Genomic DNA, 12896 nt, shown 5'->3' with positions numbered 1-12896 from the left:
CACAAGGCGGCATCCTTCTTACCATGAATACGTTATCTAAAATCTCTGACCTTCAGCGCCTAATGCGCAACCTTATCCGCACCGGTGTCGTCTCTGAAGTTGATACCAAAGGCGCCCGTTGTCGCGTGCAAACCGGCGAAATCCAAACGGATTGGCTTAACTGGTTAACACGTCGGGCAGGACGTTCACGTGATTGGTGGGCTCCCTCCGTGGGAGAGCAGGTATTGCTGCTTGCCGTGGGCGGCGAATTAGATACCGCCTTCGTGCTACCAGGCATTTATTGCGATGACTTCTCTGCGCCGTCTTCATCAGCAGATGCCTATCACGTCGCGTTCCCCGATGGAGCGATTATTGAATATGAACCGGCCACCAGTGCACTAATCGTCAACAACGTAAAAACCGCAGACGTTACGGCAACTCAATCGGTAGTGGTGACCTCACCGGCGGTCACCGTGATTGCCAGCCAAACCATTACGCTTGATACGCCTGAAGTTATTTGCACCAACAAACTGACCACCGGCTCTATTGAGGTCAAAAGTGGCGGCAAAATGGAGGGAACCATTGACCATACCGGCGCATTTACATCAAACGGCGTTCAAATTGATAAACATGGCCATGGCGGAGTTAAGAGCGGTGGCGAATGGACTGAGGGGACAAAATGACAGCCAACTATTCCGGCATGGATCGCAATGATGGCAGACAACGGATAGATACTGACCATATTCGTCAAAGCATACGCGACATTCTTATTACCCCGATAGGAACCCGCGTCATGCGTAGAGATTACGGTTCGCTACTGTCAGCCCTGATTGACCAGCCGCAAAACGCGGCGCTCAACCTACAACTGATGGCCGCCTGTTACATGGCTATTTTGAAATGGGAGCCACGCATCAGCCTGACCTCCATCACGTTCGACAACCGCTTTAATGGCGAAATGTTTGTTGATATCACCGGCACCCTTGCTGACAACAGCGGCGCCTTCTCTCTTAACATTCCAGTGAGCTAAATCATGGCAACCATTGACCTGAGCCAACTTCCCGCGCCTGACGTGGTTGAGGTTCTAGACTATGAAAGTGTTTTATCCGAGCGAAAAACGACGCTGTTATCGCTGTGTGACGAAAGTCAGCGTGATGCCGTCGCTCGTACTTTGCAATTGGAGTCTGAGCCGCTGACTAAATTGTTAGAGGAAAGCGCCTATCGAGAAATTATCTGGCGTCAGCGCGTCAACGAAGCCGCACGTGCCAATATGCTGGCCTACGCCACAGGCTCAGATCTTGATAATTTGGGCGCTAACTACAACATACTGCGGCTGGTCATCACGCCCGCCGACGAAACAGTGATTCCACCTGTTCCGGCAATTTTTGAATCAGATAGTGATTTCCGCGTACGTATTCAGCAAGCCTTTGAAGGCCTAAGCGTCGCGGGTTCAGTAGGCTCCTATCAATTTCATGGGCGAAGTGCCGATGGCCGTGTTGCCGATGTATCCGTAGTCAGCCCCTCTCCCGCCAGCGTCACCATATCTGTACTTTCACGCGAAGGGAACGGTGCCGCAAGTCAGGAGCTCACGGATATCGTTTATCTCGCTCTGAATGCTGAAGACGTGAGACCCGTTGCAGATCGGGTTACGGTTCAGTCGGCCAAGATTGTCACCTATGAAATTAACGCCGTTCTTTATCTCTATCCAGGCCCCGAAGTTGAACCCGTTCGACAGGCTGCGGAAGATAAATTGAAAGCCTACATCAGCGCACAGCACCGACTCGGGCGAGATATTCGCAAATCAGCAATTTATGCCGCGCTTCACGTTGAAGGCGTACAACGCGTTGAGCTTGCCCAACCGGTCGCCGATATCGTGCTAGATGAAACACAAGCTTCCTATTGCTCGGATTACACCCTTACCGTAGGCGGCGCCGATGAATGATAACCGCCTATTGCCGATGGGCTCATCGTCACTGGAGGTCGCAGCCGCTGCCGCCTGTGCGGAGATAGCACAAACGCCGATTCCTCTGCGCCAGCTGTGGGATCCACAAACCTGCCCAACCAATTTATTGCCCTATTTAGCCTGGGCATTTTCGGTTGATCGGTGGGATGCCGCTTGGCCTGATGAGACCAAACGTGACGTGATAACCGCGGCGTATTACATCCACAGCCGAAAAGGCACTATCAGCGCCGTTCGTCGGGTAGTGGAACCCCTCGGCTATGTCATTAATGTCAACGAGTGGTGGGAAACCGACGATCCTCCGGGTACGTTCCGCCTCGATATTGGCGTTTTGGAAAGCGGCATCAGCGAAGAGATGTATCTCGAAATGGAACGACTCATTGCAGATGCCAAACCCGCCAGCCGTCACCTGATCGGCCTCACTATTATGCAAGATGTCGCCGGTTACGCCTACATTGGCAGCGCCCTGTATGACGGCGACATCCTTACCGTTTATCCTGACCTAGAGAGCTAATGTGATGGTACAAAAATATAAAGCCGTACTGACTACCACTGGGGCGGCAAAAATTGCCGCCGCGACCGCTGGCGGTGCTAAAGTCAATCTGAAGCAGATGGCCGTTGGCGATGGCGGCGGTACGCTGCCCATGCCTGACCCAGCACAGACCAAACTGATTGCTGAAAAGCATCGGGCCGTTCTCAACAAAGTGATTGTTGATCCTAAACACAAAAATTATTTGGTTGCCGAGCTGGTTATCCCACCAGAAACCGGTGGCTTTTGGATGCGTGAACTGGGGTTGTATGACGACACTGGCGCGCTGATTGCGGTCAGTAACATGGCCGAAAGCTACAAGCCACTGTTATCCGAAGGATCTGGCCGTGCGCAGACCCTGCGCATGGTGGTGATTGTCAGCGATATGGATTCCGTAAATTTACAGATCGATGCCTCCACGGTGCTAGCCACCCAGGAATACGTCGATGATAAGCTGCTTGAACACGAGCAATCGCGCCGCCATCCTGATGCCACGCTCAAAGATAAAGGGTTCACCCAACTGAGCAGCGCCACCAACAGCGACAGCGAGGTGTTAGCCTCCACGCCGAAGGCGGTGAAAGTGGCTTATGACTTGGCGAATGCCAAATACACCGCACAGGATGCTACTACAGCCAGAAAAGGGATTGTTCAGCTTAGCAGTGCCACCGATAGCACTAGTGAGATGCTAGCTTCCACGCCGAAGGCGGTAAAGGCAGCTTATGATATGGGAAAAACCGCTAATGATAATGCGCAAACGGCGGATTCTAACGCTGGGAAAGCCAATGAAAACGCCAACACACGTCTTGAAAAAAGCAAGAATTTGTCTGACCTGACAAATAAAGCTGAAGCACGGAAGAGTTTAGAGCTGGGCTCGGCAGCAACGTCCAGTGTTCAAACATCCCCGACAGATAATTCGCCGAACGCCGTGTTAAAAGTGGGCGCGTTTGGGCTAGATGGCAATTCCATACCGATTACGACAACGTCAAATTCTGACTTATCTAAAATGCCGGGAATACCATTCAACGGTATCCGTGAATATAAATCTTCCGATGGTTCAGTATATTTAATCGGGATTAGCGGTATTTCTCCTAGCGGGAATTTGGTTGAATGGTTGGCTCCAGAAAATGGACCTGAAGGTAAAAAAATAGCTGTTAGAAATAAAGATAGCCTATTTACACTCTATAGTACTGGGAATAAACCCACCGCTAACGATGTTGGGGCGCTGCCACTGGCAGGCGGTACGATGGCGGGGGCTATAAAAGTTTCAGGCATTGGACGCGGCGCCTTCTCAAGTCAAAATAGTAATGAAGCACCGATTTTCCAGTACATCGACACGGCGGGAACATCGGAGTATTGGCCGCTTATTAAGCAAAAATATAAACAGGCTAATGCGACGTGGTCAGCAGGGACGTTAGTTAATGCGAATCGATTCATTGTGCATTATCAAGATGCTGCGGGGAGCGGTGCGTTGTTTTCGTTCTACAAGGATGGTCAATTTGTTCCCGCAAACTACGCCAACTTTGATGTTAAATATCAAGCGAAAGGAAACTATACCCCAGCGGGACAGGCTTATACCAAGGCTGAAAGCGATGTGCGATTCCAGCCCAAAGGTAGCTACACCCCCGCAGGTCAAGCCTATACCAAAGCTGAATCTGATACCCGTTACGCTAAAGCGGTGCCGTTTGCAGGGGCTGGCGGTGTGGGAACTTATACTTTAGTGGCTACCAACACAACCCAAACGGTGACTTTTGGCAAGCCGATGCAAGGGGCAAAGCTAGCGATGCTTGATGCGAACCAGCGCTATTATGCTGGCTCCGCGCTAGCCGGAACGTGGATTTGGTTAGGGCATACTATTGGCATAGGTGGCACATGGTTTTATGGTATGGCTTACCGCTCTGCTTAATCAAATAAGAGGTTGTATGGAATTCTTTAATATTACTGACGCACGCTATACGGATACGTTAAAAACTGCCGTGGGCTGCATGGTTTCATTAGGTCGTGCGGATGCTGAGCTAGTGCCTTTTACGGCATGTATGGATGATATAGAAGATTATGGCCGCATATTTTATCAAGATTTAATAGCAGGAAAATATGGGGAGATCCAGTCCTATATTGAGCCCACGTTAACCAGCGGTGAGGCAGAGTCGATTAAATCCAATAAGCTGAGCGAAGCTACTATCATAATTAGCACGCTACAAGATGCAATTGACTTAGAGATGGCAACGGATGAGGAACCAGCACAACTCAAAGCGTGGAAAACTTACCGTGTGCTACTCAGCCGAGCAGACACATCTCACGCCCCCAACATTGACTGGCCACCAATCCCCGCCTGATTTACCTATTATTTATCGCCCTCACTCGAGGGCTTTTTACTGCCTGTTGTACTATCGTCAGTACATCCTACATCGCTCGTAGACTTGCTCGGCACACAGCACAATAGCCTTGCAACTTTCTAATGGAGCGAACACGATGCCCGATTTCAAACATGGCGTGCAAGTACTGGAGATTAACGAAGGTACACGCGTCATTTCAACCGTATCAACTGCCATTATTGGCATGGTCTGCACCGCCCCGGATGCAGATGCCGAAACCTTTCCACTCAACGTTCCTGTATTGATCACCGACGTTATCGCTGCCGCTGGTAAAGCAGGAACCAAAGGCACCCTGTCTGCCGCCCTGGCAGCCATTGGCGACCAATGCAAACCTGTTACTGTCGTTGTACGCGTTGCCGAAGGCGAAGGCGAGGATGAAGAAGCCATTCAGGCCGCCACCCTCTCCAACATCATCGGCGGTGCCGATGAGAACGGCCAATATACCGGCTTAAAAGCCCTACTGACGGCCAAAGCCGTTACCGGTGTTAAACCTCGCATTTTGGGTGTGCCTGGTCTGGATACACAGGAAGTAGCTGTTGCACTGGCCTCGATTTGCCAGCAGCTGCGTGCCTTTGGCTATATCAGCGCATGGGGCTGCAAAACCAAAGCGGATGTCATTAAGTATCGCGACAACTTCAGCCAGCGTGAACTGATGCTGATTTGGCCCGATTTCTTGGCATGGGACACCAAAACAAATACCAGTGCCACGGCTTTTGCAACTGCACGAGCTTTAGGCTTGCGCGCAAAAATTGACCAAGAGCAAGGGTGGCATAAAACCTTATCCAACGTCGGGGTGAACGGTGTCACCGGCATGAGTGCTTCAGTATTTTGGGACTTACAAGCACCAGGAACCGATGCTGATTTGTTGAATGAAGCGGGTGTCACCACGCCGGTGCGTTCCGACGGCTTCCGTTTCTGGGGCAACCGCACCTGCACTGATGAACCGCTATTTATCTTTGAGAACTATGTCCGTACCGCACAAGTACTCGCTGACACCATGGCTGAAGCACACCAGTGGGCCGTCGACAAACCAATGACCGCCACACTAATTCGCGACATCGTAGAAGGCATCAAAGCAAAATTCCGCGAGCTGAAATCTAACGGCTACATCATCGATGCTGACTGCTGGTATGACGAAAGCTCGAACGATAAAGAGAGCTTAAAGGCAGGCAAGCTTTACATCGATTACGACTACACCCCAGTGCCACCACTGGAAAACCTCACCCTGCGCCAGCGCATCACCGATAAATATCTGGTGAGCTTGGGCTCAATGGCCAACAGTTAAGGAGCTAAGACACCATGGCATTACCGCGCAAACTGAAATACCTCAACCTTTTCAATGATGGTTTGAGCTACATGGGCGTTGTCAATTCGGTCACCCTGCCGAAGCTAACCCGAAAACTGGAAAGCTATCGTGGCGCAGGCATGAACGGTTCAACCTCAATTGATATGGGCCTTGATGATGATGCATTGACCGTTGAATGGACCATTGGCGGCCTTCCTGATGATGATTTGTGGAGCCAATATGCCGTTCCTGGCGCTTCGGATGTGCCTTTACGCTTTTCTGGCTCATACCAGCGCGACGACACTGGTGACGTTAGCGGCGTAGAGATCGTACTGCGAGGTCGCCATAAGGAAATCGACGGTGGCGAAAATAAACAAGGCGAGAATACCGAAACCAAAATCACGACTCAGTGCACTTACTACAAACTGATCGTGGATGGCAAGGAGCTCATTGAGATCGACGTCATCAATATGATTGAAAAAGTTAACGGCATTGATCGACTGGCGCAACATCGCCAGCACCTCGGTCTGTAATCCCACGATTGACGGCCAGTGCTTGCGCTGGCCGATTAACCCGAATTCAAATTGAGAGAGTCGCATGAATACCGAAAATGAAAATACCGTTCTCCTAGAATCTCCGATTCAGCGCGGTGAACTGTTGATTGAACAAGTCACCCTAATCAAACCGACGGCAGGAACCTTGCGTGGTGTAAGTCTCGCGGCGGTAGCCAATTCGGACGTAGACGCCCTGGTGAAGGTTTTACCTCGAATGACCAGCCCTCAGCTACTTGAAAGCGATGTCTTGAAGTTGGAGTTGCCAGATATGATTGCACTAGCGGGCAAGGTGATTGGTTTTTTGTCACCGAATTCGGTTCGTTAGAGTTTCCCGCCCAATTATCGGTAGATGACCTGATGGCGGACATTGCGGTGATATTCCACTGGCCGCCATCAGAGTTAAATCCCATGAGCCTTACCGAACTTATTTCATGGCGCCAAAAAGCGCTACAACGAAGCGGGAATACGGATGAGTAACAGTCTAAAATTACAGATACTTCTTACTGCCGTCGACCAAGCCAGCCGCCCGTTAAAAGCGATTAAGGCGGCTAACAAAGCGCTGTCTGACGACATACGCACGACACAGCAATACCTTGATACGCTTGATGCGAAAATGGGAAAAATTGATGGTTTTCGCAAAACAAGCGCCCAGCTGTCAGCGACTAGTAACGCATTCAAAAAAGCCAAAAAAGAAGCGGCCGAACTCAGAGCAGAAATAAAAAATGCCGAAGCGCCAACACGCTCGCAAATTAAATCTTTGGATAATGCCAATCAGGCTGTTTCTCATCTGGAGACGAAATATCGTGCCCTACATAAATCGGCCAAGGAACAGCGTAATACGCTGAGACAAAACGGTATTAATCCACAAGCCTTACCCGCTAACAAACAGCGTCTGAAAGATACTATTGAGCAAACGTCTAATAGGCTCGCACAACAGCGTAAATCCTTTGCCGAAAACAATCGGCAACAGAATAACCTTGAGCGAATCAAACAGCGCCAAACTCAATTGGGAAACATTAAACAACGTTATCAATCAGGTAAAGTGCTCGCAGACAATCTCGGTAACTTAGGAAATCGTGGCGTTGGCGTCGCCAAAACGGCACTTTCTCTCGGGACTTCAGTATTAGCACCTGGCTACGCATTGTCACAGGAAAATACCAAGCTTCAAACTATCTTGGGATTAGATAAATCAAGTTCGGGAATGCAAGCCCTTCGCCAACAGGCGAAAAAGCTCAGTGGCCACAGTGCGGGATCGGCCGTTGAAGCCACCACGGCGCAGATTGTTATCGCCAATGCTGGTGCTGATAAGGATGGGGTTCTTGCGGCTACCGCGCCCACATTAAAAATGGCGCAGTCCAACCAACATAGCGTTGAGGATAACGCTGCGTTACTCATTGGGATGGAGTCTGCATTTGGCCTCGGCAATGACCAAATAGCACACATTAGCGATGTTATTACCGCAGCGTTAAGCCGCAACACTATCGGTTTCGATAACCTGAATAAAACGCTCAATTATACGGCGTCTGCGGCAAGCAGTGCTGGCGTAAGCATCGAAGAAACGGCTGCAATGGCAAGCGCACTCGCCGATGCCAATATCACCGGTTCCGCTGCGGCGACTGGAAACCATGATGTCATCCGCCGTTTGCAATCTCCAACAGATAACGCGCGCGAAATATTTAGCAAACTCGGGGTGAAAACGAACGACAATCAGGGAAACATGCGTCCTATTTTCTCCATTCTTGAAGAAATTCAGCACAGCTTTGCAAGCAATAAGCTAGGTGAAGCGCAGCGAGAAGCATACACCAAGGCAATTTTTGGCAATAACGCCAGCGCCGCTGCATCTGTATTGATGCACGATGCGTCATCAGGAAAACTCGCGGGTATCAGCACCGCATTGCAAAAATCTGACGGCAAAACAGATTCGGCCGCGACTGCTTCACAAAACAACCTCAGTGGAGATATTAGAACCTTCCAGTCAGCCTATGAATCTATTGGAATTGACCTGTTTGAGCAGCAGGAAAGCTCGTTAAGACAATTGGTACAAACAGCAAGTCGCTATGTCAACAAGCTTGAACAGTGGATACAAAACAATCAGGCGTTGAGTCAAACAATCATCGCCGTCGTGAGCGCTGGTAGTGCACTAATTGGCCTACTCGGTGGAGTTGGCATCATCGCGTCGCAAGTGGTGGCAGGAATGAATCTGGTGGTGGCAGGTGCAGGACTACTCTGGACAGCATTCTCCGCCGCTGGGGGCGCTATTTTAGCCATTCTAGGCACGTTAACGTGGCCAATAGTGGCTATTGCAGCAGCTATAGTCGCAGGAGCCTTACTCATTCGTCAATATTGGGAGCCGATCGGTGCCTTCTTTAGTGGCGTTATTGAGGGGCTACAAACTGTGTTTGCACCGATGGCGGAAATGTTTATGCCCTGGAAAGCGCAATTCGATTTAGCGAGTGAAGGATTACAAAAGCTATGGGGCTGGTTTACAGATTTAATATCCCCAGTAGAGTCCTCCCAGGAAGCCATCAACAACTGCAAAAATGCAGGAATACTCTTTGGCGAAGCGTTATCACTCGCCTTAACGTTGCCATTGAAGGCTTTTAATTTTCTCGGTGAAAAGGTCGACTGGCTGCTGGAAAGGCTTGGCATTATCAAGAGCCAATCGGCAGATATTGATGCCAACGCCATAAACTCCGGCCAAAAAGCGAATGTTCAAGCTATCTCCCCAACTGGCGGTATCTTGAATGCAAACTACGCACCTCTTGCGGCTGGAAGCTCTAGCTATCGAGATCAGAGCCAACATAATTTCCAAATCGATATTCATGTTCCTCCGGGGCAAGGGCCTGAAGTCACTAAGAAAATGTTCAGTGATTGGGTCGAAAGCTATGAGCGTCAACGCTATGCAAACAGCTTGTCGCACATGTAACGAACGTTGAGGAGTCAAACCATGATGCTTACGCTTGGGCTATTTGTGTTTCAGCGCCAAACATTGCCCTATCAAACGTTAAAACAAAATCTCGAGTACAACTGGTCATCCAATAACCGAATTGGTCAGCGCGCTGCCTACCAGTTTCTAGGTGTTGGTGAAGATAGCATTACATTAGACGGCGTACTGGTTCCAGAGATCACGGGGGGCCCACTCTCGCTGTTGGCGCTAAAGACCATGGCTGAGCAAGGAAAGGCGTGGCCGCTCATTGGTGGTGATGGTGCTATATACGGCATGTATGTCGTCAAAAATATTAATCAAACGCAAAGCATTTTCTTTGCCAATGGTAGTGCTCGTCAGATTAATTTTACGATGAATCTTGTACGGGTAGATGAATCACTCAGTGCTATGTTTGGCGATCTTCAGCAGCAGGCAAAAGATATGGTCAATAGAGCAATCAAGCTTGGGCAAGAAACGGCCGGGGGATTGTTCTCATGATCACCCATAATGCCATCGCCATCGGCGCAGATTTGGCCCCCGCCTTTATGCTCACCTTAAGCGGGCGCAACATCACGGAGAATATTAGTTCTCGCCTAATTGCGATGACGATGACGGATAACCGCGGTTTCGAGGCAGATCAGCTAGATATAACGCTCGACGACAGCGATGGATTTCTAGCAATGCCTGCCCGGGGCGCGGTTCTCGAATTATTTCTGGGCTGGAAAGGTTCCGCACTGATTGGCAAAGGTCAATTTACCGTCGATGAAATCGAATACACTGGTGCTCCGGACATCATGACGATTAGAGCCAGAAGCGCTGATTTTCGTGGGGCCATGAATACGAGTCGAGAAGAGTCTTATCACGATACGACTCTGGGTGCGGTGATTGAGCTCATCGCGAAACGCAACAAGCTCAAAGCGAATCTGGCTAAGGTTTTTGCCAACATTGCCGTTCAGCACATCGATCAGTCACAAGAATCCGACAGCCAATTTTTAGTTCGCTTAGCAAAGCGTAATGGGGCTGAAGTTTCAGTTAAGAACGGCGAGCTTCTTTTTCTCAAGCCGGGAAGCAATCTAACAGCAAGCGGCCAACCAATTCCTATCGCAACTGTAGAGCGGGCTGACGGTGATAAACATCAGTTCTCAATAGCTGACCGTCTGGCCTACAGCGGTGTTGTAGCAAGGTGGTTGGATACAGATTCAGCTAAACAGGCCAAACAAAAAGTTAAGCTACAACGGAAAAACGAGCCTAGCACCAAAAGTGCACCTTCGCATCCAAACGCAAAAGCATCAGCGGATCACTCTATTCCATCAACAGGGAATGAATATCTTGTTGGCGACGTGAATAACGTTCTTGTGCTACCGACAATTTATGCGGCTAAGGAGCAGGCTATGCAAGCAGCTCAGGCAGAGTGGGATCAACAACAACGGTTGGTGGCTAAGTTCACTATCAGTCTCGCTAGAGGAAATCCGCTGCTTTATCCTGAAATGCCTTTAAGAGTAAAAGGCTTTAAAAGCATCATTGACCAACAAGAATGGACCATTATTAAACTTGAACATAGCCTGACGCGGGATGGCTTTACCACAAAGTTATCACTCGAGATGAAGCTTTCGGATGTTAAGTACGAAGAGGCCGATAACTCAGCATCATCATAATCACCACAACCTTGTTAAAGGTGAATTAAAAAGACAGAAACTCACAATTGTGAGTTAATAATGGCGTTTTTTGAATTGCATGGTAAAATTTAGACGTTGAAAATTGATAATGAGAGATTATTATGATGCATTGTCCAGTTTGTCGCCATGCTGCACATGCGCGCTCAAGTCGCTATCTAAGTGAAAAAACTAAAGAACGCTACTATCAGTGCCGTAATATCAACTGCAGCTGCACGTTTGTCACGATGGAATCCGTCGAGCGCCACATCATGACGCCAGGAGAAATCATCCCCGTGCCTCCTCACCCCGCTAAAGAACAGCAAATTAAAATGAGCATCTAGTTTTTATTTCGTACCATTACTAAAGACCTGCTTTTGCAGGTTTTTTTATGCTCTAAAATGCACAAAAAACTAAAACGTAGTTGAGAATTTATTTAGATAAATAGCGAGATATGATGAGGGGAGTCGAGATAAAACCTGGGCGTCGCCGATCTGCCGCCACTGGGGCAAATCGCAGACACAAAAAAACCGCCTCTCGGCGGCCACGACACTGCTTTATTGCTTTGATTATTCTAGTAAATTTCCTTGGTACCCGGGACGAGACTTGAACTCGTACAGCCTTACAGCCGAGGGATTTTAAATCCCTTGTGTCTACCGATTCCACCACCCGGGCTAAGGAAATTTGGAGGCGCGTTCCGGAGTCGAACCGGACTAGACGGATTTGCAATCCGCTACATAACCGCTTTGTTAACGCGCCAAAATCTTTAGCTTTCTAACTAAACCCGCACTTTCATGCCAGCCTTTAAATTTGGAGCGGGAAACGAGACTCGAACTCGCGACCCCGACCTTGGCAAGGTCGTGCTCTACCAACTGAGCTATTCCCGCTTAGCATTTTAGCTAGTAAACTTCACTAACTTAGCTGCTTGTATCTTCTGACTTTTCGTCGTTGCCGTCTGATGCGATGCATTCTACTTATCTCACGAACCGCGTCAACATCATTTTTAACTCACAACGACTGTTTGCTGATTTTTAACGCATTTCGATCACGGTTCGAGCAAATCATTCCGCGCAGCGTTCAAATATTGGAACATTGACCAGAATGTCAGTACTGCCGCAATATACAGTGCGATGACACCTGCAATGATCACATAGCTATCTGGACGCCATAGCAGCCCTACTAAGGCCAGCATTTGAGCTGAGGTTTTTACCTTGCCGATCCAAGAAACGGCAACGCTGCTGCGCTTACCAATTTCAGCCATCCATTCACGCAACGCCGAAATAATGATTTCACGGGCGATCATCGTCGCAGCCGGTAAAGTGATCCACCAAACGTGATAATGCTCGCACACCAGCACCAGCGCCGTTGCGACCATCACTTTGTCAGCAACTGGATCAAGGAATGCGCCAAACCGCGTTGTTTGCTTCCACCGGCGGGCGAGGAAACCATCAAACCAGTCCGTTACCGCGGCAAACACAAAAATCAATGCGCAGGCGAAAGAAGCCCAAGTAAACGGAAGGTAAAACGCCACAACAAAAAATGGGATCAGGACAACGCGAAACAGAGTGAGTAAGGTCGGTATATTTAATCGCATAGCGTGAGGTAACTATCTTCCATATGTGGATATTATTTGTATGTTGCT

15 protein-coding genes and 3 tRNA genes are annotated in these 12896 nt (G+C 49.2%); 14 read left to right on the top strand and 4 right to left on the bottom strand.

Annotation, left to right across the window (positions count from 1 at the left end):
• Positions 1-23 precede the first annotated feature (23 nt).
• The 14 genes from DSM2777_RS08940 to DSM2777_RS08880 all read left to right on the top strand — a co-directional run bounded on the left by DSM2777_RS08940 (position 24) and on the right by DSM2777_RS08880 (position 11598).
• Positions 24-662 carry a phage baseplate assembly protein V gene (locus tag DSM2777_RS08940; RefSeq protein WP_061553742.1) on the top strand — a complete coding sequence of 213 codons (639 nt, stop codon included), beginning with the start codon at positions 24-26 and terminating at the stop codon, positions 660-662.
• On the top strand, positions 659-1006 hold the full coding sequence (locus DSM2777_RS08935; protein WP_061553741.1) for a GPW/gp25 family protein: 348 nt from the start codon (positions 659-661) through the stop codon (positions 1004-1006). Before DSM2777_RS08940 ends, DSM2777_RS08935 begins: the two co-directional genes overlap by 4 nt.
• A gap of 3 nt (positions 1007-1009) precedes the next feature.
• Positions 1010-1918 (top strand): baseplate assembly protein, encoded by a 909-nt coding sequence (locus tag DSM2777_RS08930; RefSeq protein ID WP_061553740.1) that lies wholly within the window; start codon positions 1010-1012, stop codon positions 1916-1918.
• On the top strand, positions 1911-2450 hold the full coding sequence (locus DSM2777_RS08925; protein WP_061553739.1) for a phage tail protein I: 540 nt from the start codon (positions 1911-1913) through the stop codon (positions 2448-2450). The genes DSM2777_RS08930 and DSM2777_RS08925 overlap by 8 nt, the downstream gene beginning before the upstream one ends.
• Before the next feature lie 4 nt (positions 2451-2454).
• Positions 2455-4368, top strand: coding sequence for a phage tail protein (locus tag DSM2777_RS24925; protein WP_082790868.1), 1914 nt, complete (start codon positions 2455-2457; stop codon positions 4366-4368).
• Between the two features lie 16 nt (positions 4369-4384).
• Complete coding sequence (locus DSM2777_RS08915; RefSeq protein ID WP_061553738.1) at positions 4385-4798, top strand: tail fiber assembly protein; 414 nt, start codon at positions 4385-4387, stop codon at positions 4796-4798.
• Between the two features lie 136 nt (positions 4799-4934).
• Complete coding sequence (locus tag DSM2777_RS08910) at positions 4935-6122, top strand: phage tail sheath protein (RefSeq protein ID WP_061553737.1); 1188 nt, start codon at positions 4935-4937, stop codon at positions 6120-6122.
• Between the two features lie 14 nt (positions 6123-6136).
• The gene (locus tag DSM2777_RS08905) at positions 6137-6655 is read left to right on the top strand and encodes a phage major tail tube protein (RefSeq protein WP_061553736.1); all 519 of its coding nucleotides are present in this window, start codon (positions 6137-6139) and stop codon (positions 6653-6655) included.
• A 64-nt stretch (positions 6656-6719) separates the two neighbouring features.
• Positions 6720-7001 carry a phage tail assembly protein gene (locus DSM2777_RS08900; RefSeq protein ID WP_061553735.1) on the top strand — a complete coding sequence of 94 codons (282 nt, stop codon included), beginning with the start codon at positions 6720-6722 and terminating at the stop codon, positions 6999-7001.
• Positions 7002-7033: 32 nt separating this feature from the next.
• Entirely contained in the window at positions 7034-7153 is a 120-nt protein-coding gene (locus DSM2777_RS23690) for a GpE family phage tail protein (RefSeq protein WP_071889881.1), read from the top strand.
• Entirely contained in the window at positions 7146-9602 is a 2457-nt protein-coding gene (locus DSM2777_RS08895) for a phage tail tape measure protein (protein ID WP_061553734.1), read from the top strand. Before DSM2777_RS23690 ends, DSM2777_RS08895 begins: the two co-directional genes overlap by 8 nt.
• 21 nt (positions 9603-9623) lie before the next feature.
• Complete coding sequence (locus tag DSM2777_RS08890) at positions 9624-10100, top strand: phage tail protein (RefSeq protein ID WP_061553733.1); 477 nt, start codon at positions 9624-9626, stop codon at positions 10098-10100.
• Positions 10097-11257: a phage late control D family protein gene (locus DSM2777_RS08885; protein WP_061553732.1), complete on the top strand. Its 1161-nt coding sequence runs from the start codon at positions 10097-10099 to the stop codon at positions 11255-11257. Before DSM2777_RS08890 ends, DSM2777_RS08885 begins: the two co-directional genes overlap by 4 nt.
• A 122-nt stretch (positions 11258-11379) precedes the next feature.
• Positions 11380-11598, top strand: coding sequence for a DNA-binding transcriptional regulator (locus DSM2777_RS08880; RefSeq protein ID WP_061553731.1), 219 nt, complete (start codon positions 11380-11382; stop codon positions 11596-11598).
• Positions 11599-11842: 244 nt separating this feature from the next.
• Here the strand turns inward: DSM2777_RS08880 and DSM2777_RS08875 are convergent.
• The 4 genes from DSM2777_RS08875 to pgsA all read right to left on the bottom strand — a co-directional run bounded on the left by DSM2777_RS08875 (position 11843) and on the right by pgsA (position 12848).
• Positions 11843-11929, bottom strand: a tRNA-Leu gene (locus DSM2777_RS08875).
• Between the two features lie 10 nt (positions 11930-11939).
• A tRNA-Cys gene (locus DSM2777_RS08870) sits at positions 11940-12013 on the bottom strand.
• Between the two features lie 52 nt (positions 12014-12065).
• A tRNA-Gly gene (locus DSM2777_RS08865) sits at positions 12066-12141 on the bottom strand.
• Between the two features lie 158 nt (positions 12142-12299).
• Positions 12300-12848: a CDP-diacylglycerol--glycerol-3-phosphate 3-phosphatidyltransferase gene (gene pgsA / locus DSM2777_RS08860; protein ID WP_046457880.1), complete on the bottom strand. Its 549-nt coding sequence runs from the start codon at positions 12846-12848 to the stop codon at positions 12300-12302.
• Positions 12849-12896 lie beyond the last annotated feature (48 nt).

This window comes from Obesumbacterium proteus (assembly GCF_001586165.1).
GTDB classification, from domain to species: Bacteria; Pseudomonadota; Gammaproteobacteria; order Enterobacterales; family Enterobacteriaceae; genus Hafnia; species Hafnia protea.
This window is presented reverse-complemented; position numbering and strand designations above follow the sequence as displayed.

Bases quoted from the DNA above. Each gene is read 5' to 3' on its own strand.
- DSM2777_RS08890 (WP_061553733.1), top strand. From the start codon at position 9,624: ATGATGCTTACGCTTGGGCTATTTGTGTTTCAGCGCCAAACATTGCCC.
- DSM2777_RS23690 (WP_071889881.1), top strand. From the start codon at position 7,034: ATGGCGGACATTGCGGTGATATTCCACTGGCCGCCATCAGAGTTAAAT.
- DSM2777_RS08915 (WP_061553738.1), top strand. From the start codon at position 4,385: ATGGAATTCTTTAATATTACTGACGCACGCTATACGGATACGTTAAAA.
- DSM2777_RS08900 (WP_061553735.1), top strand. From the start codon at position 6,720: ATGAATACCGAAAATGAAAATACCGTTCTCCTAGAATCTCCGATTCAG.
- DSM2777_RS08880 (WP_061553731.1), top strand. From the start codon at position 11,380: ATGATGCATTGTCCAGTTTGTCGCCATGCTGCACATGCGCGCTCAAGT.
- pgsA (WP_046457880.1), bottom strand. From the start codon at position 12,848: ATGCGATTAAATATACCGACCTTACTCACTCTGTTTCGCGTTGTCCTG.
- DSM2777_RS08925 (WP_061553739.1), top strand. From the start codon at position 1,911: ATGAATGATAACCGCCTATTGCCGATGGGCTCATCGTCACTGGAGGTC.
- DSM2777_RS24925 (WP_082790868.1), top strand. From the start codon at position 2,455: ATGGTACAAAAATATAAAGCCGTACTGACTACCACTGGGGCGGCAAAA.
- DSM2777_RS08930 (WP_061553740.1), top strand. From the start codon at position 1,010: ATGGCAACCATTGACCTGAGCCAACTTCCCGCGCCTGACGTGGTTGAG.
- DSM2777_RS08895 (WP_061553734.1), top strand. From the start codon at position 7,146: ATGAGTAACAGTCTAAAATTACAGATACTTCTTACTGCCGTCGACCAA.
- DSM2777_RS08940 (WP_061553742.1), top strand. From the start codon at position 24: ATGAATACGTTATCTAAAATCTCTGACCTTCAGCGCCTAATGCGCAAC.
- DSM2777_RS08935 (WP_061553741.1), top strand. From the start codon at position 659: ATGACAGCCAACTATTCCGGCATGGATCGCAATGATGGCAGACAACGG.
- DSM2777_RS08905 (WP_061553736.1), top strand. From the start codon at position 6,137: ATGGCATTACCGCGCAAACTGAAATACCTCAACCTTTTCAATGATGGT.
- DSM2777_RS08910 (WP_061553737.1), top strand. From the start codon at position 4,935: ATGCCCGATTTCAAACATGGCGTGCAAGTACTGGAGATTAACGAAGGT.
- DSM2777_RS08885 (WP_061553732.1), top strand. From the start codon at position 10,097: ATGATCACCCATAATGCCATCGCCATCGGCGCAGATTTGGCCCCCGCC.